Source organism: Streptomyces sp. NPDC047453 (genome assembly GCF_040643155.1).
In the GTDB taxonomy this organism is placed as follows: domain Bacteria; phylum Actinomycetota; class Actinomycetes; order Streptomycetales; family Streptomycetaceae; genus Streptomyces.
In genome coordinates this window covers 129,087-148,197 of the sequence record NZ_JBEYTS010000006.1, presented here as the reverse complement: position 1 = coordinate 148,197, position 19,111 = coordinate 129,087, and the positions used below count along the sequence as shown (strand labels likewise).

Here is a 19,111-nt window from a genome sequence, read left to right as displayed (position 1 = left end):
ACCAGGGCCGGTCGGCCCTGGTCCGCGCCCGCGCTTCGGGGAAGGATCCTTGAGGAAAGCCGATACATCACAAGGAGCGACCGATGGCGGACCGTGAGCAGGCCGGACCCGACACCCCGATCCGGGTCTTCCTCCTCGACGACCACGAGGTGGTACGTCGTGGGGTGCACGACCTGCTGAACGACGAACCGGACATCACGGTGGTCGGCGAGGCCGCCACCGCCGACCAGGCACTGGTGCGCGTCCCCGCCCTGCGACCGGACGTCGCGGTGCTCGACGTCCGGCTGCCGGACGGCGACGGCGTGACCGTCTGCCGCGAGCTGCGCTCCCGCCTGCCGGAACTGGCCTGCCTGATGCTGACCTCGTTCGACGACGAGGAGGCGCTGCTGGACTCGATCATGGCGGGAGCCTCCGGCTATGTGCTCAAGCAGATCCGGGGCTCGGACCTGGTCTCGGCGGTGCGCACGGTGGCGAGCGGCCAGTCGCTGCTCGACCCCAGCGCCACCACGAAGCTGATGGCCCGGCTGCGCGGCGGACAGCAGCCGCAGGAGGAGCCGGACGTGCTGCCCGGACTGACCGACCGGGAACGGGAGATCCTGGCGCTGATCGGCGAGGGCCTGACCAACCGCCAGATCGGCCAGCGCCTCTACCTGGCCGAGAAGACGGTGAAGAACCACATCTCCCGCCTGCTCGCCAAGCTCGGCGTGGAGCGGCGCATCCAGGCCGCCGTCATCGCCACCCAGGCCAAGGACCGGCTGCGCGGGACCTCCTGACGCGGGAATTCATGACTGCGGCCTTTTTGACCGGGACCTCCTGACCTTCGTCCGGCGGTGCCGGTGCCTCATGCGCCGGCGGTGTGTCCGCCGGTGTCGTCGCACCGGTGGATGACGTCGGTGCTCACCGACACCACGCCGTCGACCCCGCCGCACAGCCGCTCGATCACCGGGATGAGGCTCCTGGCCCGCACGGTCCCCTTGAGCGAGACCCGGCCGTCGGACACCCCGACCGTCACGTCCGCCGGGGTCAGCCCCAGGGTCCGCGCGAGCACGTCCTGGGTGATCTCCTCGAAGACGGCCTCGTCCCGGCGGAGGAAGACACGCAGCAGGTCGCCGCGGCTGACGACGCCCACCAGGGTGCCGCCCTCGTCGACCACGGGAAGCCGCTTGACCCGGTGCCCGTCCATCAGGCGCGCGGCCTCCACGACGGTCCACTCGGGGCGCGCGCACACCGCCGGCGCCGTCATCAGGCCCTCGGCGGTGCCGGCGGCGGAGCCGCTGTGCCCGGCGTCCTCCGCCCGGGTCCCGGACAGCAGGCCGGCCGGGTCCGGGCGCCCGGCCACCGTGCGCAGCAGGTCCGCCTCGGAGACCACCCCCACGGGACGGTCCAGCTCGTCGACGACGGGCACGGCCGTCACCTCGTTGTCGGCCAGCACCCTGGCGACCTGCTTGAACGGCGCGTCCCGGCGGACCCGGACGACTCCGCGGGTCATGAGGTCCTCCACCGTACGGTGTCGCATGACGTCTCTCCCTTCGGTCCGTCCGACCGGTTCGGGTGCGCCGGTCCGCGGTTCACACGCGGGCCCGCACTCTCCATGGTGGCGGCGGCGCACCCGCGCCGGCTTGGGCCCATCGCGCACGGAGGCGGCGCCGTTCGTCCCTTTTGCGAGGGACCTCGGGTCCGTTGGTGCGGGCGGCGGGGACGGGCGATCCTGGAGGGCGGACCCCCATGAGGGAGGCATCGCCATGCACGCTCAGCTGGGCGACCGACTGGTCGTCGAAAGCCCGGTCACCGGCGACGTACGGCGCGACGGCGAGATCGTCGGCCTGCACCACGAGGACGGCACCCCGCCGTACGACGTGCGCTGGTCCGACACCGGCGAGGTCACGCTGGTGTTCCCCGGGCCCGACGCGCACGTCCGGCACCCGGGGGACGAGGAGACCACGGCCGGCGGACAGGCCCCCGCGGAACCCTCCGGCGCCGGGCCGGGCCGGCCGGGGGACTTCGGTAGGCGTCTGGCGGCCGCCCGCAGGGAGCGGGGACTGAGCCTGGAGGAGACGGCGGGCCGGGCCCGGATGTCCCCGCAGTACCTCGCCTATCTCGAGCAGCGCCCGTCGGCGCCGGGCACGGGGACCCTCGTGCGGCTGGCCGACGCGCTGGGCACCACACTGATCACGCTGAGCGGCGGCGACCAGGACCTGCCAGCCGGGCAGGGACAGGCACTGCTCCACCCTCGGCTGTCCGAGCTCGGCCCGGACGAGTGCCGGGCGCTGCTGTCCACGCACGGAGTGGGGCGTATCGCGCTGACCGGCCCGGACGGGCCCGCGGTCTTCCCGGTCAACTACGACGTGGTGGACGGCGCGCTCGTCTTCCGCACCGCGCCCGACGCGGTCCCCGCCGCGGCCGTCGGGCACGAGGTGGCCTTCGAGGTGGACCAGGTCGACGAGACGATGAGCCAGGGCTGGAGTGTGCTGGCGGTCGGCCGCGCCGAAGTGGTCACGAATGCCGAAGCGGTGCGCCGGCTGGAGCAGCGGGTCCACTCCGACCCCTGGGCGGGCGGGCCGCGGACCCTCTGGGTGCGCATCCGCCCCGCTCGTCTGACGGGACGCCGCATCACTCCCGCGGACCGGTGAGCGGGGCGGGGGTTCGGCCGGACACGAATGGACGGGAAGGACAATCCACTTCTCGCGGATCCTGATTGCGCGGTGCACGGCTTTTCCGCCGCTTCCCCGCGTCTTCCGGTCCTTCCCGTCACTTTCATGACACCACACGGGCCGCCGCGGCACCAGGGCTGTGGCGGCCGCGGCGGACCTGAAGGCGGTCGGCACCGGGCGGGGCAACCGGGTCGCGGAGGACGGCGACGGGCCGAGGGGGCCGACCCGGATGCGTCTGTCCAGGCCGGTGATCGCGGCGGTGGCCGGTCATGCCGTGGATCGACGGCGGCACGGGACGGCTGCCCCCGGCTGATCGGCACCAGCCGCGGCCCGGTCGGGACCTGCGGCCCTGCCGAGGGCCCGCTGAGCCCTTCCGCCCCGGCCGGGCGGCGAAGGAGGGTGGACGGGCAAGCGACAAGGGAGCCCATGGAGGAGCCGTCATGCGGACATCGGCAGTCGACGCGACCACCCTGGAGAGCCTGCTGTACGCGGCCGTGGCGGCTCCGTCGATCCACAACACCCAGCCCTGGCGGTTCGGCCTGGACGCCGACACCCGGTCCATCCACGTCCGCGCCGAGTCGCGGTCCCTGCCGCTGACCGATCCGCGGCAGCGCGCCCAGCACCTCTCCGTGGGCGCGGCCGTCTTCAACCTCCGGGTCGCGGCGGCACACCTCGGCTGGGACCCGCTCGTAACGCTCCTGCCCGACCCGCGCGACCCCGGCCTGCTGGCCACCGTCCGGCTGTTCGTGGCGGCCCCCGACGCACAGCCGTCGTACCGCTGCCTGTACGACGCGGTCGCGCGCCGGCACACCAGCCGGATGCCCTTCACCGGGCGGCCGGTGCCGGAGCACATCGTGCTGGAGATGGTCAAGGCGGCGCGGATCGAGGGGGCGCACCTGGACGTCCCCGACTTCGCCGGCACCCGGCGCCTGCTGAGCCTGACCGCGCAGGCCGAGACGCGCAACGCCGCCGACCCGGCCCGCACCGCCGAGACCAGGGCCTGGGTCAACACGCCGGACATGCGCCTCCCGCACGGCATTCCGCTCACCTCGCTGGGCCCCCGGGACACGGCCGGGCGGATGCCGATGCGGGACTTCACAGGGCCGCTGCCCGGGCTGCGCCCGCCCGTCCTGCGTTTCGAACGGCATGCGCAGGTGGCCCTGTTGTGGACCCCGCACGACCGGCGGGAGGACTGGCTGCGCGCGGGGCAGGCGATGGAGCGGGCCCTGCTGGTGGCCACCCGGTACGGGGTGCGCACCTCGATGCTGCACCAGGCGATGGAGTGGCCCGACCTGCGGGCGGCGATCGCCGCCCCGAGGCTCCGGTGCCACCCCCACCTGCTGATCCGCTTCGGCTACGGCCCGGAAGGCGGCCGCACTCCGCGCGCGGCCACCCGGCTGACCCCCACGGAGGAGACACCGGCGGACCCCACGGGCTGAACGCACACGACGAGGGGGTCGGGCGGCGCACCGTACGCGCAGCCCGGCCCCTCCGTGGGCTCAACCTTCGTGCCGTCAACCTCCGTGCCGTCAACCGGAGACGCGCGACCGCTCAATTGGCGACGCGTAGATCCGTGAGCTCCCGTCCGGTGACCATGGTGGCCTCGATGCGGATGAAGACGTCCTCCTCGATCGGCATCCAGGAGCGCGGCCCGGTCCGCATGAGACGCTCGTGCTCGACCGGATCGGTCACCACGGTGGCCCGGCCGGTGACGACGACGCTCCAGCCCGACCGGCTCTCCGCGTCGAACGCGTCCGCCTCGAAGGCGACCACGACCCCGTCCACGGCGCGGACGAGGTCGGAACCGGCGGAGGTGCGCAGCAGCACGGACGCGTCCGCCGCCAGGGCGAAGTTGACGGGCAGCACCGCGGGCAGCGCTTGCCGCGTGTAGACGACACGGCCCACCGGTACCTCGGCCATCAGGCGCAGGCACTCCTGCCGGTCCATCGAGCGAAAGCCATCATTGTCGGACACGCTCCCATGGTCGCCGCGCACCCGGCCCGCCGTTAGGGCCTGTTGGCCCACATCTTCGTTTGGTGCGCGGTGGTCAACGAGACCGACCCGGTGTCGAAGCGCACATGCTGAACCCCAAAGCCGGGCCTGGACGGTGAAGTGACGCAGGCGCTGGTGCGCTCACGCCGGCTCTTCACCCGAGCGGAAGCCCGCCCCGGCGCGGCTGGGAGCGCATCGGGTGACGGCGGGCGGCGCCAGCGTAATTCGGTGGCGCCGCTTCCCCGCGCTCCCCTACGGTGAGGCTCGCATCACGCGGAGGCCGGCGGCCGACGCTGCCGGTTCACAGAGTTCGCTGAGGGCGCTGAGTGCGCTGAGTTCTCGCGGAGAAAGAGGAGGTGTGACCCATGGCTGTCTCGGTAATGGGCGCTGCCCGCAACGACAGGACCATCCACTCCACCTCCGCGGCCACCGGCTGACACCTCCTGCACGCCCGCGCGCACCGTCGCGGGCAGTCGGGGCCGCCCTCGTGAAGGGTTCCCCCTTGCGTTCCTCCGCTTCTTCCGTTCCCTCTTCCGTCTCGCCGCACCCACTCGCCCCCTACGGCTGGGACGAGGGCTGGGAGTCGGGCTTCACCCCGTACACCGCCGAAGGCCTGCTGCCGGGCCGGGTGATCCGCGTCGACCGGGGGCAGTGCGACGTCGTCACCGCCGGCGGTGTGCTGCGCGCCGACACCGCGTTCGTCACCCCGCACGACCCGATGCGGGTGGTGTGCACCGGCGACTGGGTCGCCGTCGAACCCGGCGGCAACCCGCGCTACGTCCGCACGACGCTGCCCCGGCGCACCGCCTTCGTGCGCTCCACCTCGTCCAAGCGGTCCGAGGGCCAGATCCTCGCCGCCAACGTCGACCACGCGATCGTCGCGGTGTCCCTCGCGGTCGAACTCGACCTCGGCCGCATCGAGCGCTACCTGGCGCTGGCCTGGGAATCCGGCGCGCAGCCGCTGATCGTGCTGACCAAGGCCGACCTCGTGCCGGACGCGACGGGACTGGGGTATCTCGTCCAGGACGTGGAGACGAGCGCGCCCGGTGTGCCGGTGCTGCCCGTCAGCGCTGTTACCGGCGACGGGCTCGACGTACTCCTCGCCGTCGTCTCCTCGGGCACGTCCGTGCTGCTCGGGTCGTCCGGAGCGGGCAAGTCCACGCTCGCGAACGTGCTGCTCGGCGAGGACGTGATGACCGTACAGGCCGCACGGGACGTCGACGGCAAGGGCCGGCACACGACCACCACCCGCAACCTGCTCGCGCTGCCGGGCGGCGGTGTGCTGATCGACACCCCGGGGCTGCGCGGAGTGGGCCTGTGGGACGCCGAGAGCGGCGTCGGACAGGTGTTCTCCGAGATCGAGGAGCTGGCCGGGCGGTGCCGGTTCCAGGACTGCGCCCACGACAGCGAGCCGGGGTGCGCGGTGCTCGCCGACGTCGACGCCGGTGAGCTGCCCCAGCGGCGGCTGGAGAGCTACCGCAAGCTCCTGCGCGAGAACCAGTGGATCGTCGCCAAGACCGACGCGCGGCTGCGCGCGGAGATCCGGCGGGACTGGAAGCGCAAGGGCGCCGAGGGCCGGGCCGCGATGGAGGCCAAGCGGGGGCGCCGGCACTAGGGCCTCTCGTTTGGATCATGCCGGGCTCGCAGGCCCTGGCACCGTGCCTCGCCGCGTTGTCGTCGGTTGGCAGGGCTCCGCCCTGCCGCCCTCCTTCGCCTTGCGATGCACGGCACCAGACCCCGCTCCCTGATCCGGCCTGATCCAAACGAAAGACCCCAGCCCGTCATGTGAGCCGTGGTGTCCGATTTCCGCCAGCGGCATCCCCGCGCGGGGGCGGACACTGGACGGCGTGATGGACGAGGACACCAGGTACGAGGCCGTACGCAGCCGGGACGGCCGGTTCGACGGGGAGTTCTTCTTCGCCGTGGAGACGACCGGGATCTACTGCCGTCCCAGCTGCCCGGCCGTGACCCCCAAACGGCACCACGTGCGGTTCTACCCCACGGCCGCCGCCGCGCAGGGCGCGGGCTTCCGCGCCTGCCGGCGCTGCCGGCCGGACGCGGTGCCCGGCTCCGCCGACTGGAACGTACGGGCGGACGCCGTCGGGCGGGCCATGCGGCTGATCGGCGACGGCGTGATCGACCGGGAGGGCGTCGCCGGGCTCGCCACGCGGCTCGGCTACAGCGAGCGGCAGGTGCGCCGGCAGCTCACCGCCGAGCTGGGCGCCGGGCCCGTCGCGCTCGCCCGCGCCCAGCGGGCGCACAGCGCGCGCGTCCTGCTCCGGACCACGGACCTGCCGGTCACCCAGATCGCGTTCGCGGCCGGGTTCGCCAGCGTGCGGCAGTTCAACGACACGATGCGGTCCGTCTACGCCGCGACCCCCAGCGAGTTGCGCGCCACCGCCCGCAGGGCACGGGGCCGCCGCCCCGCGGCGCCCACCGCCGGGATCCCGCTGCGGCTCGCCCACCGAGGCCCCTACCAGGCCGGCCCCGTCTTCGACCTGCTGGAACGCGAGGCCGTGCCCGGCGTCGAGGAGATCGACGGCGCGCCCGGCCGACGGACCTACCGGCGCACCCTTCGCCTGCCGTACGGCACCGGGACCGCCGCCGTGGACGAGCGCTCCGGCGCACCGCGGACCGGATCCGGCGCGCATCCCGGCGGCTGGCTGGAGGCTCGGCTCCACCTGACCGACCCACGCGATCTGACCACGGCCGTACAGCGGCTGCGCCGGCTGTTCGACCTGGACGCCGACCCGTACGCCGTCGACGAGCGGCTCGGCGCGGACCCGCGGCTGGCTCCACTGGTCGCCGCCCGGCCCGGCCTGCGCTCGCCGGGCTCGGCGGACCCGCCGGAGACGGCGGTCCGGGCGCTGGTGGGACCGGCGGCCGCCGCGGAGCTGGTACGGCGCTACGGCAAGGCGCTGGACGCTCCCACCGGCACGCTGACCCACCTCTTCCCCGAGCCGGCCGTCCTCGCCGAGGCCGAGCCGGACGGCCCCCTGGGCGCGCTGGCCGCCGCCCTCGCCGACGGAACGGTGCGGCTGGACCCGGGCGCCGACCGCGACGACACGCACAGGGCGCTGCTCGCCCTGCCCGGTCTGGATCCGGCCACGGCCGCCGCCATCCGCACCCGGGCCCTCGGCGACCCCGACGTGGCCCCGCCCGGCGCGGACACTCCCGAAAGCTGGCGCCCCTGGCGCTCGTACGCCCTGCGGCACCTGCGTGCCGCCGAAGAGCTGGAGACCATCCCATGACCACGCACGTGCCCGCGACCCCCACCGGTACGACCTACTGGACCACCCTCGACAGCCCGCTGTGCCCCCTGCTGCTGACCGCCGACTCGTCCGGCGCACTGACCTCGCTGTCCGTGCCCGGCCAGAAGGGCGGTCGCGAGGCCCAGGCCGACTGGCGCCACGACGCCGGGCCGTTCCGCGAGGCGGAGGAACAGCTCCGCGCCTACTTCGCCGGTGAACTCAAGGAGTTCCGGCTGCCGTTGCGCACCTCCGGCACCGCGTTCCGGGAGCGGGTGTGGGCCGCCCTCGACGACGTTCCGTACGGCTCGACCACCACGTACGGCGAGATCGCCGCGCGGATCGGCGCTCCCCGCGCCGCCGTTCGGGCCGTCGGCGGAGCCATCGGCGCCAACCCGCTCCTGGTGCTGCGCCCCTGCCACCGCGTGATCGGCGCGGACGGTTCCCTGACCGGCTACGCGGGCGGTCTGGAGCGGAAGGTGCGGCTGCTGACGCTGGAGGGCGCGCTGTAGACGCCGGCGCGGTCAGCCGTGCCGCTCGCGGGCCACCCAGCCCCGTTCGTAGGCGTGCCAGCCCAGTTGCAGCCGGGTGCTCACCCCGGTCAGCTCCATCAGCCGCTTCACCCGGCGCTGCACGGTCCGCAGACCCAGGTCGAGTTGCTTGGCGACGCTCGCGTCCGTCAGACCGGCCAGCAGCAGCGACAGCACCTCCAGGTCGATGGCGTCGGGGCCGTGCCGGCCCTCCTCGGTCACGCCGGACGCCCCGAGCCGCAGCGGCAGCGCCTCCCGCCACACCGACTCGAACAGCTCGTACAGCAGCTCCAGCAGGCCGCTGGCGTGCACGACCAGCGCGGTGGGCTCCGGGGTGTGCGACGTGAGCGGCACCATGGCGAGCGTCCGGTCGGCGACGACCAGTTTGGTCGGCACGGTCTCGACGACCCGCACCTGTTCGTCGCGGCCGAGCGCGGCGGTCAGCTCCGTGACGCCGTTCGGCTTGTCCAGCACGGCGCGTTCGAGCACCACCCGGTAGCGGACCCCGCGGGCGGCCGCCTGCTCCTCGGCGTGGTTCTCCATCGAGGAGACGGCGATCGGGTTGCCCGTGACCAGCGCGCACACCTCCTCGCTCGCCCCGAGCTGGAGCTGGAGGAAGCGCTGGGCGACCGCGGGGGCGCCGGTGACCACCTCGACCAGGTCGTGCACCGCGGGCTCGGAGGCCGCCGCCCGGTACTCCTCGGCGAGCAGCGCGGCGGCCAGTTCCGCCCGCTCCAGCTCGTGGCGGTGCTGGGTGAGCAGTGCGCCCAGCGCGACCCCGGGCGGCGCGGCCACCCAGCGGCCGGGCCGGGCCGAGGACTGGGCCGCGAGTCCGTGCCGCTCCAGGCGGCGCAGGACGTGCTCGGTGTCCCGCTCGCCGAGCATCAGCCGCCGTGCGAGATCGGGCACTTCGGCGGCGCCCACGGACACCAGGGCCCGGTACGCCGCCTCGTGCGTCTCGTCCAGACCTATCGCTGCCAGCATCAGCTGCTGTCCCTCCCCTTTCAGATCCCCGGCATCACGTTCCGCGGCGCGTCGGCGGTGGCGGGAAACAGCCACGGCGCAAAACCGCCGCGGCACATCATCGCTGTACCGCCGGTCACTCTGACAAGGTGGCGCCACCGAAGCACCGATGGGTGCCCGGTGTCCAGCCATGGGCGTGGCCTGCACGGATACGCACCCCGTGCGGGTGGCCGGTGCAACTGGCGGCCCTGGCCCGCGGCGTCCGGGCCGGGCACCGCGGGCCGCGTCGGGGTGTTCCGGACGGCGGTGTTTCGGCCGACCGGACCGTGATCCGGACCAGGATCACCCGGGTGTTGCCGGGCGGCTCCTCCGTGGGGGGTGGAGCCGTCCGGCGACTTCGTCGCGCCGCGGGGCGGTTCGGTCCGCCGGATTTGCCGATGCCCCGTTCCCACCGGGCCCCTGCGGTGGACAATTGGCGGCATGAGCCAGCAGGGGGGAAGGCCCACCGGTCAAGAGGACGACTGGTGGGGGCAGTTGTACGACGACTCCGCCGGGGACACCGGCTCCGCGGCCGGGGTTTCCGATTCCCTGGACGACCGCTTCGCCTCGGCGTCCGGAACGGTCGGCGGCCCCTCCGGGGGCGCACCCCCACCCATCCCACACTCACCGGACCCGGCCCCGGACTGGTGGCGCAGCACCCCCGAGGACACGGCGTCGGCGGCCGACCGGGGCTCCGAACCGGCGGAGCCGGCTTCGGGGGTTGCACGGGGCTCCGGTCCGGTGGAGTCGGAGCGGTCGCCTTGGTCCGCCTCTCCCGCCGAGGGGACGGCTGTGGAGGTCGACCGGGATCCCGGCACGGAGACGCCGGAGCGACCGTCTCAGCCGCCCGCACCGGCTTCGGGGGTTGCTTGGGGCTCCGGTCCGGTGGAGCCCGGGCGGTCGCCTCGGTCGTCCGCACCGGCGGAGGGGGCGGCTTTGGGGGCTGACCGGGATTCCGGGATGGGGACGCCGGAGCGGCCATCTCAGCCGCCCGCACCGGCCGAGGGGCCGTCTGCGGGGGATGCTTGGAGTTCTGGGCCGGTGGAGCCTGGGCGGTCGCCTCGGTCGTCCGCACGGGCTGAGGGACCGGCTTCGGGGGCTGACCGGGGTTCTGGGTCGGTGGAGTCTGAGCGGTCGCCTCGGTCGTCCGTACCGGCGGAGGGGGCGGCTTCGGGGGCTGACCGGGATTCCGGGATGGGGACGCCGGAGCGGCCGTCTCAGCCGCCCGCGCCGGTTTCGGGGGCTGACCGGGATTCCGGGATGGGGACGCCGGAGCGGCCGTCTCAGCCGCCCGCGCCGGTTTCGGGGGTTGCTTGGGGCTCCGGGCCGGGGGAGTCCGAGCGGTTGCCTGGGACGCCCTCTCCGGCCGAGGGGCCGTCTGCGGGGGGCGCTTGGAGTTCCGGGCCGGGGGAGCCTGGGCGGCCATCTCGGTCGTCCGCGCCAGCTGAGGGGCCCGCCGCGGGGGCGGCTTGGGGTTCCGCGCCGGTGAAGCCGGCTCAGCCTCCCGTCTCCTCCGAGGGGACGGGCGACGGCTGGTCGTCGGGCTCCGCCGAGTCGACCCGCTGGGCCGGTACCGGCTCCGGCTCGGGCGGTCCCTCGCCCAGGGACGCCGCTGACCCGGCCGGCCCCGCCGCGAGGCGGCTTCCGTCCACGCCCCCGCCTCCTCCCGCGCCCCCGTCACCTTCTTCGCCTCCGTCCGCGCCCGCACCCGCTTCTCCGCCCCCGTCCACGCCCTCGCCCCCTTCCGCACCTCCGTCCGCCCCTCCACCTCGGTCCGTCCCTCCACGTCCGTCCGCCCCTCCACCTCCGTTCGCTTCTCCGCGTTCCTCCGCACCCCCGCCGCCTTCTGCGGTTCCTTCGCCGCCGGAGCCTCCATCTGTCGGAGCCGTGGGCGGCTCCGGACGTGAGGTGGGCGCTGGCGAGGCGTACGAGCCACCGGCTGCCGGGGAGGCGTACGCCGCACCGCCTGGTGTGGAGGCGTACGCCGCACCGTCTGGCGCGGAGGCGTACGACGCACCGGCCGCCAGGGAGGCGTGCGACGCGCCGGCCGCCGGTAAGGCGGACTCCGTATCGGGCGCCGGGGAGGCGCATGCCGCACCGCCCGCTGTGGAGGCGCAAGCCGAATCGGGCGGCGCGGAAGCGGAGGCCGGTCCGGCCGCCGGGGAGGCGCATGCCGCACCGTCCGCCGGGGAGGCGCATGCCGCACCGTCCGCCGGGGAGGCGCATGCCGCACCGTCCGCCGGGGAGGCGCATGCCGCACCGTCCGCCGAGGAGGCGCAAGCCGCATCGGGCAGCGCGGAGGCGGAGACGTACGACGCACCGGGCGCCGGGGAGGCGCATGTCGCACCGCCCGCCTCCGCGGCGTACGCCGCACCGCGTGTCCGGGGCGGCGGCGTTCCTGTCGGGTATGTCGGCTCCCGGCCGCCCACCTACGCGGCCGAGCCCACCGCGTTGCCCGTGGCCGAGCCGGACGGGCTGGACGTCGCGGTGCCGGACACCGTGCTGGACGGGGCCGCCTACGGGGCGTGCACGCTACGCGCGGTGTCGATCCGGGGGGACTCCGCACGGTACCGGGGCGAGCCGCGGCGCGACGCGCTGCTCACCGCACGCTTCGGCGCCGGGGATCAGGCGCTGGTGCTGGTCGCGATGGCGACCGGCGCCCGCGCCACCCCGGGCGCGCACCGCGCGGCCGACGAGGTGTGCCAGTGGATCGCCGAGGCCGTGGGGCGCAGCCACGCACGGCTGGCCGAGGACATCCGCGCGGCCCGGCGCGGCGACCTGAAGTCGGGGCTGCACCGCCTCACCGACCGCAGCCTCGGCAGACTCCGCGCCAGCGCCGCCGAACAGGGCGTCGACCCGGAGCAGTACACGGCCACCCTGCGCTGCCTGCTCCTGCCCGCCGACCCCGACTGCCGCGTCCGGGTCTTCTTCGGCGTCGGCGCCGGCGGCCTGTTCCGGCTGCGCGAGGGCGAGTGGCAGGACATCGAACCCGGTGTCGCCGAGACGCCCGGCCACCCCCTGGTCGGCTTCGGCTCGCCGCCGCCTGAGCCCCCGGACGGCGACCGGCTCACCATGGACCTCGGCATCACCGTCCCGCCGAACCCGTACGACCCGGCCCCGGAACCGCCCCGCGAACCCTTCCGCTTCCGCGCGTCCGTGGCCCAACCGGGTGACGCGCTCCTGATGTGCACCGCCGGTCTGACCGACCCGCTGCGCGGCGAGCCCGAGCTGTGCGCCCACCTCGCGCGACGGTGGTCCGAACCCGACCCACCCGGCCTCGCCGCGTTCCTGGCGGACGCCCAGGTGCGGGTCAAGGGCTACGCGGATGACCGTACGGCCGCCGCCGTGTGGGAGGCGTGAGCGCCGGGGCTGTGCCTTCATGGAGGCGGAGGGGTCCGCGGCAGACCGAAGGGGAGCCCGAGCGCCATGGCCAAGCAGAGCCTCGCAGAGCAGTTCGTCGACATCCTCGTCCGCGCCGGCGTCAAACGCCTGTACGGCGTGGTCGGGGACAGCCTCAATCCGGTCGTCGACGCGGTCCGCCGCAACGCCGCCATCGACTGGATCCACGTCCGCCACGAGGAGACCGCCGCCTTCGCGGCCGGCGCCGAGGCCCAGATCACGGGCCGTCTGACGGCCTGCGCCGGCTCCTGCGGTCCCGGCAACCTGCACCTCGTCAACGGCCTGTACGACGCCCACCGCTCCATGGCCCCGGTCCTCGCGCTCGCCTCGCACATCCCCTCCGGCGAGATCGGCCTCGGGTACTTCCAGGAGACCCACCCCGACCGGCTGTTCGCCGAGTGCAGCCACTACAGCGAACTGATCTCCAACCCGAAGCAGATGCCCCGGCTGCTCCAGACGGCCATCCAGAACGCGGTGGGCCGCAGCGGCGTCAGCGTGGTGTCGCTGCCCGGCGACATCGCCGCCGAGCCCGCGCCAGAGAGGGCCGCCGAGACCGCCATCGTCACCTCCCGGCCCACCGTCCGGCCCGGCGACGCCGAGATCGACCGGCTCGTCGAGATGATCGACGAGGCCGACAAGGTCACCCTGTTCTGCGGCAGCGGCACGGCGGGCGCGCACGCCGAGGTGATGGAGTTCGCCGAGCGGATCAAGTCCCCGGTCGGGCACGCGCTGCGCGGCAAGGAGTTCATCCAGTACGACAACCCGTACGACGTCGGCATGAGCGGACTGCTCGGCTACGGCGCCGCCTACGAGGCCACCCACGAGTGCGACCTGCTGATCCTGCTCGGCACCGACTTCCCGTACAACGCCTTCCTGCCCACCGATGTGAAGATCGCCCAGATCGACGTCCGGCCCGAGAACCTCGGCCGCCGCTCCAGGCTCGACCTCGCGGTGTGGGGCGATGTGAAGGAGACCCTGCGCTGTCTCGTGCCGCGGGTGCGGGACAAGATGGACCGGCGCTTCCTGGACCGGATGCTCAAGAAGCACGCGGACGCCCTGGAGGGGGTCGTCAAGGCGTACACGAGGAAGGTGGACAAGCACGTCCCGATCCACCCCGAGTACGTGGCCGCCGTCCTGGACGAAGTGGCCGACGACGACGCCGTGTTCACCATCGACACGGGCATGTGCAACGTCTGGGGCGCCCGCTACATCTCGCCCAACGGGCGCCGCCGCATCATCGGTTCCTTCTCGCACGGCTCGATGGCCAACGCGCTGCCGATGGCGATCGGCGCGCAGTTCACCGACCGCGGCCGCCAGGTGGTGTCCATGTCGGGGGACGGCGGCTTCGCCATGCTGATGGGCGACTTCCTGACCCTGGTGCAGTACGACCTGCCGGTGAAGGTGGTCCTGTTCGACAACTCCTCGCTGGGCATGGTGGAGCTGGAGATGATGGTCGCGGGCCTGCCCGCCTACGGGACGGCCATGAAGAACCCCGACTTCGCCGCCGTCGCCCGAGCCTGCGGCGCCCACGGCATCCGGGTGGAGAAGCCCCGGCACCTCGCCGGCGCCCTGAAGGAGGCCTTCAGCCACAAGGGTCCCGCCCTCGTGGACGTCGTCACCGACCCCAACGCCCTGTCGATCCCGCCGAAGATCAAGGCCGAGATGGTGACCGGGTTCGCGCTGTCCGCCTCGAAGATGGTGCTGGACGGAGGCGTCGGCCGGATGGTGCAGATGGCGCGCTCCAACCTGCGCAACGTGCCCCGGCCGTAAGCCCGTCGGGACAGGGGAGCGCCGGACAATTGGGCGTGGGCCATTCCGCATGACTGGCCCACGCCCGACGGGGCATGGATCTCCGTGGACGTGTTCGAACCGGAGGGGAACCGACATCGGCACGCGGACGGGGGACATGAAGAGGCAGGCACGAGGGGGCGGTCCCGCGACGGTCGGGGCCTCCTCGGCTCGGACGACGGAGGAACACACGCAGAGACCGGCGGGCGGAGAGGCGGACGGCCTCCCGGGACGGCCGGTCCCGCCGCAGCTCAGACGCAGGCTGGGGCGGGCCGACCTCAAGGCGGTGCCCGAGGCACGGCGGGCGCTGCGCGCGCTGCTGCGCCACTGGGGCAGGCCCGGCACGTCGGAGGTCGCGGAACTGCTCACCAGCGAACTGGTCACCAACGCGCTCGTCCACACCGACGACGACGCGATCCTGACAGCCACCGTGTCACCGCGCGGACTGCGCGTGGAGGTGCGGGACTTCGTGGCCCGGCGGCCCAGACCCCGGACACCGGGGACGGGCGACGGCACCGGCGGCCGGGGCCTGGTCCTGGTGCAGTCCCTCGCGGACGCCTGGGGCGTGTGCATGCACGGGGTCGGAAAGTCCGTCTGGTTCGAACTGGGCGCGGACGCCGCGTGAACGGTTGGGGGGCGCGGCCCGCAGGCCGCGCCCCCCAACCCGTTCACCGGTCCAATCGAGTCGTTCCTAGCCGAACTGCTGCTCCAGGTCCTTGAGCTTGCGCTCCAGGGAGTCGAGGCGCGGCAGGGCCATTGTGTCGTCCTCCGCGGTGAGGTCGAGGGTGGAACTCTCGGACCCCTTGCGGACGGGCTGGAGGGACGGACGCGCGCGTACGGGAAGCTCCGCCGCCGCTATGGCAGGCTCCGCGGTGACCTGCGTGGAGCCGCGCTCCAGGGCCTGCTGCTCGACCTGCCGGCCGCCCCGGCCGATGAAGCCGCGGTGGCCCCGGCTGAGCGCCTTCAACTGCGCCCGCTCCATGCGCTCCTGATCGCGACGCTGCCGCCGGCTCTCCGCCTTCTGGCGCTCGTCCTCGCGCACCTCGTCGACCGCCTCGTCCAGGCTCCGCACGCCCTCCAGGAGCATCAGCGACCAGGCCTTGTAGGTCTCGCGCGGCGCCCGCACCCAGCGGACTATGCGGATCTGCGGCAGCGGGCGCGGCACGAGACCCTGCTCGCGCAGGGCGGCCCGGCGGGTCTGCTTCAGCGCGCGGTCGAACAGGACCGCGGCGGAGAGGGACATGCCCGCGAAGAAGTGCGGCGCACCCGCGTGGTCGATGCCCCTGGGCGCGTGCACCCAGTTGAACCAGGCCGCGGCGGCGGCGAACAGCCACACGAGTATCCGGGAGCCGAGCGCCGCGTCACCGTGGCTGGCTTCGCGCACCGCGAGCACGGAGCAGAACATCGCCGCGCCGTCCAGGCCGAACGGCACCAGGTACTGCCAGCCGTCGGACAGGCCGAGGTTCTGCTCGCCGAAGCCGACCAGGCCGTGGAAGGAGAGTGCGGCGGCGACCGCCGCACAGCAGAACAGCAGAGCGTAGGAGGCCGTGCCGTAGATGGCCTCCTTGCGCCTGCGGCGCTCCTCGCTGCGCTCCCACGAGTCGTCCGCGCTCGCGTTCTCCCCGGAGGAGCGCTTGCCGCGCGCGATCACCGCAACCGCCGCCAGCACGCCCAGGAGCAGCACGGCGCCCGGAAGCAGCCAGTTCAGCGATATGTCGGTCAGTCTCATCTGGGGTCCCTTGCATTGGGATAGGGCGTAACGCCCGCCATAGTGGCCCAATCCCGTCGGCCCTCAGGGGGTTTCGGGGCAAGAGGCCGCCAAGGAGGTGCAAGGGGATGCCCGGGGCGGCGTTCTGCTCGAACTGCCGCTTGAGGGGCGGGAGTTGAGTTCGAATAAGACTACCCATACTGGTGGTTCCGCGGAAAGTTCCCGCGACAGGTGAGGGATTTGTGAATCACCTGTGACCTTGTGGGTGTCCCAGTCGCGAGTGATCTTACGCGACCGCGGGGGGTGCAGCGGACCGCCGGGACGGTTCGGCCCGATGTGACGGTAGCTCAGCCCGCCGCCGTGGCGGTCAGTTTGGCGATCCGGTCCGCGTCGGGGGTGCGCGGGCACGTGACGCAGAGGTCCTCGGGGCGGACGGTGTAGAACATGCAGCAGCTGGCCCGGTCGCGGGTGGGCAGGGACTCGCCGTCGGGCCCCGTCAGTTCCCGGAAGGCCGCGGAGCCGACGTACGGCCGGGTCGCCCCCGGCAGCAGCAGCTCCAGTTCGCGCACCGCCCGCTCCTGTTCGCCGAGCAGATGGGCGACGTACCAGAGTCCCTCGACGACCTCGTCGGTCGCCATGCCCCACAGGGCGCGCCCGCGCCGCCGCATACGGGGGCCGAATCCGGCCAGTACCGGCTCCAGGTGCTCGGCGACGGCCGAGCGGAGTTCGGCCCGCAGCGCCTCCTTGTCGCGTACGACGCACGCGCCGGGCAGTGCGGCCGCCGGGTCGCCCGGCAGGCAGGCGAAGGCGGCGGGGCGTACGGCCATGCGGCCGGCGGAGCGGTCGTAGGAGACGTGGGTCACGGGGAGGCGGGGCACCCGGCGGTGCAGGAACCAGGGCACGGTGAACAGCAGGCAGGCGGGCCAGGCGTAGCGGTGCAGTCCGAAGCTCGCCACGACGTCCGGGCGTGCGGGCGTGCCGTAGTCCCGCAGCACCTGGGCGTCGTCCCAGGCCAGGAACGCGTCCAGGCCGCTGCCGCCCGCCGCGAGGGAGGCGGCCGAGGTCCAGCCGCCACCGTCCGGGACACTCTCGCCGGGGCCCGCCTCCGTCACCGTGAGTCCGGGGAAGACCCCGGTGAGGCGGGCGTAGGCGTCCGCTACGGCCGAAGAGGGCACAGGCATGCCGGACCACCGTTTTCACGTTCGACTGTAGGTAAGGCTTACCTTACTTCAGTTGATCGGAATGTGAAGCCTTGGCCTACAGCGCCTAAGGTGCTTGACGGCAGAGCGACAAGCCGCCGTAATGACCCCAAGTACCCCAAGCATCGCGAGCCCGGAGGAGAACCGTGAAGCAGGGCGCACAGGACTCCACCGGCACCCGGACCCCCGGGGCCGGCCGGGGCGCCGTGCCTCGCGTGCCGCGCCAGCCGCAGGTCGCGGACCTGCGGCGGGAGCAGGAAGCCGGGGAGCCGCGGCGGGACCAGGAGGCCCCCGCCGCCGCGGACCTCCCCCGGACGGGCGTCCGCGGCGAGCACACGCACGGCGAACCGCCCGTCCCGCACCCCCGGCCCCTCGTACGGCGCTCCTCCGTGCGCGGCCAGATCCTGCAGGCCCTGCGTACCGCCCTGGTGGCGGGGGAGCTGAAACCCGGCGAGGTCTACTCGGCGCCCGCGCTCGGCGAGCGGTTCGGGGTCTCCGCGACCCCCGTGCGCGAGGCGATGCAGCAGCTCACGCTGGAGGGCGCCGTGGAGGTCGTGCCCAACCGCGGCTTCCGGGTGATCGAGCGCGGCGACCGCGAGCTCGCCGAACTGGCCGAGGTGCGGGCCCTGCTGGAGGTGCCGGTGATGCTGCGGCTGGCCCGCCGCGTGCCCGTCGAGCGCTGGGCCGAACTGCGCCCGCTCGCCGAGGCCACCGTGCGGGCCGCTGCCTCCGGGTGCCGGGCGACCTACGCCGAGGCCGACCGCGCCTTCCACCGTGCGGTGCTGTCCCTCTCCGGGAACGACCAGCTCGTCCAGATCGCCGAGGACCTGCACCGCCGCGCCCAGTGGCCGCTCGTCGGCGGCTCCGCGCGCCCCGCCCGCGCCGACCTCGTCGCCGACGCGGCCGAGCACACGGCCCTCCTGGACGCCCTCATCGCCCGGGACGTCGACGTGGTACGCGCCCTGGTCGCCGAACACTTCGCGGGAGCGGACTGAGCGGGCGGTCATACGGTGCGGGCCGGGTCGGGCCGGCGCGCGGTGACACGTGGTGGCGGCGTTCCGCCCGTCAGTCGTCGCCGCCCGGCTGCGTGGCCGTCTTCGAGTAGGCGTCGTGCCAGGCGGCCTTCGCGCCCGAGTCGCCGATCCGGTACACGTCGACGACCGCACCCGCGGCCACCACCACGGACAGGGCGACCGCGGCGACCCGGAGCACCGAGCCCGCGCGCGTCCCCCCGTCCGGTGCGGGCGTCCGGCGGGACATCCACCAGACGCCGGCCGCCAGCACGAACAGGCCGAGAGCCCACGGGAGCAGTCCGTCACCCAGCTCCGCGTGCCGGCGCACCAGCGCGTCGCCGCTCACATGGCGTTCCAGCCACTCCCCGGCCTGAGTGGTCAGCGGCACGCTCACCAGCGTGACCAGGGCGAGCAGTGGCAGCACGGGACCGAGGCGCCGGGCGGCGTGCGGCCACAGCGCGCAGAGCACGAGCGCCAGGGCGCTGAGGGGAACCAGGACGACGACTGCGTGGACCAGCAGCACATGCGCGGGAAGTCCGTTGACCAGGCTCATCGGGGCGATCCTCCGGAGCGACCGTGGG

The 19,111-nt window shown here is 74.1% G+C and carries 16 protein-coding genes and 1 pseudogene; 11 read left to right on the top strand and 6 right to left on the bottom strand.

Annotated features, from left to right (window positions below; translation table 11 throughout):
• The first annotated feature begins 83 nt into the window (after window positions 1-83).
• Window positions 84-773, top strand: a complete 690-nt coding sequence (locus ABZ818_RS08570) for a response regulator transcription factor (protein ID WP_361412329.1) — start codon at window positions 84-86, stop codon at window positions 771-773.
• Between the two features lie 68 nt (window positions 774-841).
• Here ABZ818_RS08570 and ABZ818_RS08565 read toward each other — a convergent pair whose 3' ends face one another.
• Window positions 842-1,516 carry a CBS domain-containing protein gene (locus ABZ818_RS08565; RefSeq protein ID WP_361412327.1) on the bottom strand — a complete coding sequence of 225 codons (675 nt, stop codon included), beginning with the start codon at window positions 1,514-1,516 and terminating at the stop codon, window positions 842-844.
• A 226-nt stretch (window positions 1,517-1,742) separates the two neighbouring features.
• Here ABZ818_RS08565 and ABZ818_RS08560 point away from each other — a divergent pair, with 226 nt between their 5' ends.
• The 3 genes and pseudogenes from ABZ818_RS08560 to ABZ818_RS08550 all read left to right on the top strand — a co-directional run bounded on the left by ABZ818_RS08560 (window position 1,743) and on the right by ABZ818_RS08550 (window position 4,090).
• On the top strand, window positions 1,743-2,630 hold the full coding sequence (locus ABZ818_RS08560; protein ID WP_361412325.1) for a pyridoxamine 5'-phosphate oxidase family protein: 888 nt from the start codon (window positions 1,743-1,745) through the stop codon (window positions 2,628-2,630).
• Between the two features lie 166 nt (window positions 2,631-2,796).
• A pseudogene (locus ABZ818_RS08555) lies at window positions 2,797-2,928 on the top strand (enoyl-CoA hydratase); the annotation flags it as partial.
• A 163-nt stretch (window positions 2,929-3,091) separates the two neighbouring features.
• Window positions 3,092-4,090 carry a hypothetical protein gene (locus tag ABZ818_RS08550; protein WP_361412323.1) on the top strand — a complete coding sequence of 333 codons (999 nt, stop codon included), beginning with the start codon at window positions 3,092-3,094 and terminating at the stop codon, window positions 4,088-4,090.
• 112 nt (window positions 4,091-4,202) lie between these two features.
• Here the strand turns inward: ABZ818_RS08550 and ABZ818_RS08545 are convergent, their stop codons facing one another.
• Window positions 4,203-4,625, bottom strand: a complete 423-nt coding sequence (locus ABZ818_RS08545) for a pyridoxamine 5'-phosphate oxidase family protein (RefSeq protein ID WP_361412321.1) — start codon at window positions 4,623-4,625, stop codon at window positions 4,203-4,205.
• 520 nt (window positions 4,626-5,145) lie between these two features.
• Here ABZ818_RS08545 and rsgA point away from each other — a divergent pair.
• The 3 genes from rsgA to ABZ818_RS08530 all read left to right on the top strand — a co-directional run bounded on the left by rsgA (window position 5,146) and on the right by ABZ818_RS08530 (window position 8,403).
• Window positions 5,146-6,258 (top strand): ribosome small subunit-dependent GTPase A, encoded by a 1,113-nt coding sequence (gene rsgA, locus ABZ818_RS08540; protein ID WP_361412319.1) that lies wholly within the window; start codon window positions 5,146-5,148, stop codon window positions 6,256-6,258.
• Between the two features lie 235 nt (window positions 6,259-6,493).
• Entirely contained in the window at window positions 6,494-7,894 is a 1,401-nt protein-coding gene (locus ABZ818_RS08535; RefSeq protein ID WP_361412470.1) for an AlkA N-terminal domain-containing protein, read from the top strand.
• Complete coding sequence (locus tag ABZ818_RS08530) at window positions 7,891-8,403, top strand: methylated-DNA--[protein]-cysteine S-methyltransferase (RefSeq protein WP_361412317.1); 513 nt, start codon at window positions 7,891-7,893, stop codon at window positions 8,401-8,403. Before ABZ818_RS08535 ends, ABZ818_RS08530 begins: the two co-directional genes overlap by 4 nt.
• Window positions 8,404-8,415: 12 nt before the next feature.
• Here ABZ818_RS08530 and ABZ818_RS08525 read toward each other — a convergent pair whose 3' ends face one another.
• Complete coding sequence (locus tag ABZ818_RS08525) at window positions 8,416-9,405, bottom strand: helix-turn-helix domain-containing protein (protein WP_361412315.1); 990 nt, start codon at window positions 9,403-9,405, stop codon at window positions 8,416-8,418.
• Between the two features lie 459 nt (window positions 9,406-9,864).
• Between ABZ818_RS08525 and ABZ818_RS08520 the strand changes: the two genes are divergently transcribed.
• From ABZ818_RS08520 to ABZ818_RS08510, 3 genes are all read left to right on the top strand, one after another.
• A complete protein-coding gene (locus tag ABZ818_RS08520; protein WP_361412313.1) occupies window positions 9,865-12,783 on the top strand; it encodes a protein phosphatase 2C domain-containing protein in 2,919 nt (972 codons plus the stop codon).
• Between the two features lie 66 nt (window positions 12,784-12,849).
• Entirely contained in the window at window positions 12,850-14,592 is a 1,743-nt protein-coding gene (locus ABZ818_RS08515; RefSeq protein WP_361412311.1) for a pyruvate dehydrogenase, read from the top strand.
• A gap of 136 nt (window positions 14,593-14,728) precedes the next feature.
• Window positions 14,729-15,235 (top strand): ATP-binding protein, encoded by a 507-nt coding sequence (locus ABZ818_RS08510; protein ID WP_361412309.1) that lies wholly within the window; start codon window positions 14,729-14,731, stop codon window positions 15,233-15,235.
• Window positions 15,236-15,301: 66 nt separating this feature from the next.
• Here ABZ818_RS08510 and ABZ818_RS08505 read toward each other — a convergent pair whose 3' ends face one another.
• Complete coding sequence (locus ABZ818_RS08505; RefSeq protein WP_361412307.1) at window positions 15,302-16,339, bottom strand: DUF2637 domain-containing protein; 1,038 nt, start codon at window positions 16,337-16,339, stop codon at window positions 15,302-15,304.
• 326 nt (window positions 16,340-16,665) lie between these two features.
• Entirely contained in the window at window positions 16,666-17,499 is an 834-nt protein-coding gene (locus ABZ818_RS08500) for a (2Fe-2S)-binding protein (RefSeq protein ID WP_361412305.1), read from the bottom strand.
• Window positions 17,500-17,663: 164 nt separating this feature from the next.
• On the opposite strand from ABZ818_RS08500, the gene ABZ818_RS08495 reads away from it, so the two are divergent.
• On the top strand, window positions 17,664-18,512 hold the full coding sequence (locus ABZ818_RS08495) for a GntR family transcriptional regulator (protein WP_361412303.1): 849 nt from the start codon (window positions 17,664-17,666) through the stop codon (window positions 18,510-18,512).
• A gap of 70 nt (window positions 18,513-18,582) precedes the next feature.
• On the opposite strand, the gene ABZ818_RS08490 is transcribed toward ABZ818_RS08495, so the two are convergent.
• A complete protein-coding gene (locus ABZ818_RS08490) occupies window positions 18,583-19,083 on the bottom strand; it encodes a DUF2231 domain-containing protein (protein ID WP_361412301.1) in 501 nt (166 codons plus the stop codon).
• Window positions 19,084-19,111 lie beyond the last annotated feature (28 nt).

Excerpts from the sequence above, each read along its gene's own strand:
- ABZ818_RS08490 (WP_361412301.1), bottom strand. The coding sequence starts at position 19,083 with ATGAGCCTGGTCAACGGACTTCCCGCGCATGTGCTGCTGGTCCACGCA.
- ABZ818_RS08510 (WP_361412309.1), top strand. The coding sequence starts at position 14,729 with ATGAAGAGGCAGGCACGAGGGGGCGGTCCCGCGACGGTCGGGGCCTCC.
- ABZ818_RS08530 (WP_361412317.1), top strand. The coding sequence starts at position 7,891 with ATGACCACGCACGTGCCCGCGACCCCCACCGGTACGACCTACTGGACC.
- ABZ818_RS08535 (WP_361412470.1), top strand. The coding sequence starts at position 6,494 with ATGGACGAGGACACCAGGTACGAGGCCGTACGCAGCCGGGACGGCCGG.
- ABZ818_RS08570 (WP_361412329.1), top strand. The coding sequence starts at position 84 with ATGGCGGACCGTGAGCAGGCCGGACCCGACACCCCGATCCGGGTCTTC.
- ABZ818_RS08565 (WP_361412327.1), bottom strand. The coding sequence starts at position 1,516 with ATGCGACACCGTACGGTGGAGGACCTCATGACCCGCGGAGTCGTCCGG.
- ABZ818_RS08515 (WP_361412311.1), top strand. The coding sequence starts at position 12,850 with ATGGCCAAGCAGAGCCTCGCAGAGCAGTTCGTCGACATCCTCGTCCGC.
- ABZ818_RS08520 (WP_361412313.1), top strand. The coding sequence starts at position 9,865 with ATGAGCCAGCAGGGGGGAAGGCCCACCGGTCAAGAGGACGACTGGTGG.
- ABZ818_RS08505 (WP_361412307.1), bottom strand. The coding sequence starts at position 16,339 with ATGAGACTGACCGACATATCGCTGAACTGGCTGCTTCCGGGCGCCGTG.
- ABZ818_RS08560 (WP_361412325.1), top strand. The coding sequence starts at position 1,743 with ATGCACGCTCAGCTGGGCGACCGACTGGTCGTCGAAAGCCCGGTCACC.
- ABZ818_RS08500 (WP_361412305.1), bottom strand. The coding sequence starts at position 17,499 with ATGCCTGTGCCCTCTTCGGCCGTAGCGGACGCCTACGCCCGCCTCACC.
- ABZ818_RS08550 (WP_361412323.1), top strand. The coding sequence starts at position 3,092 with ATGCGGACATCGGCAGTCGACGCGACCACCCTGGAGAGCCTGCTGTAC.
- ABZ818_RS08525 (WP_361412315.1), bottom strand. The coding sequence starts at position 9,405 with ATGCTGGCAGCGATAGGTCTGGACGAGACGCACGAGGCGGCGTACCGG.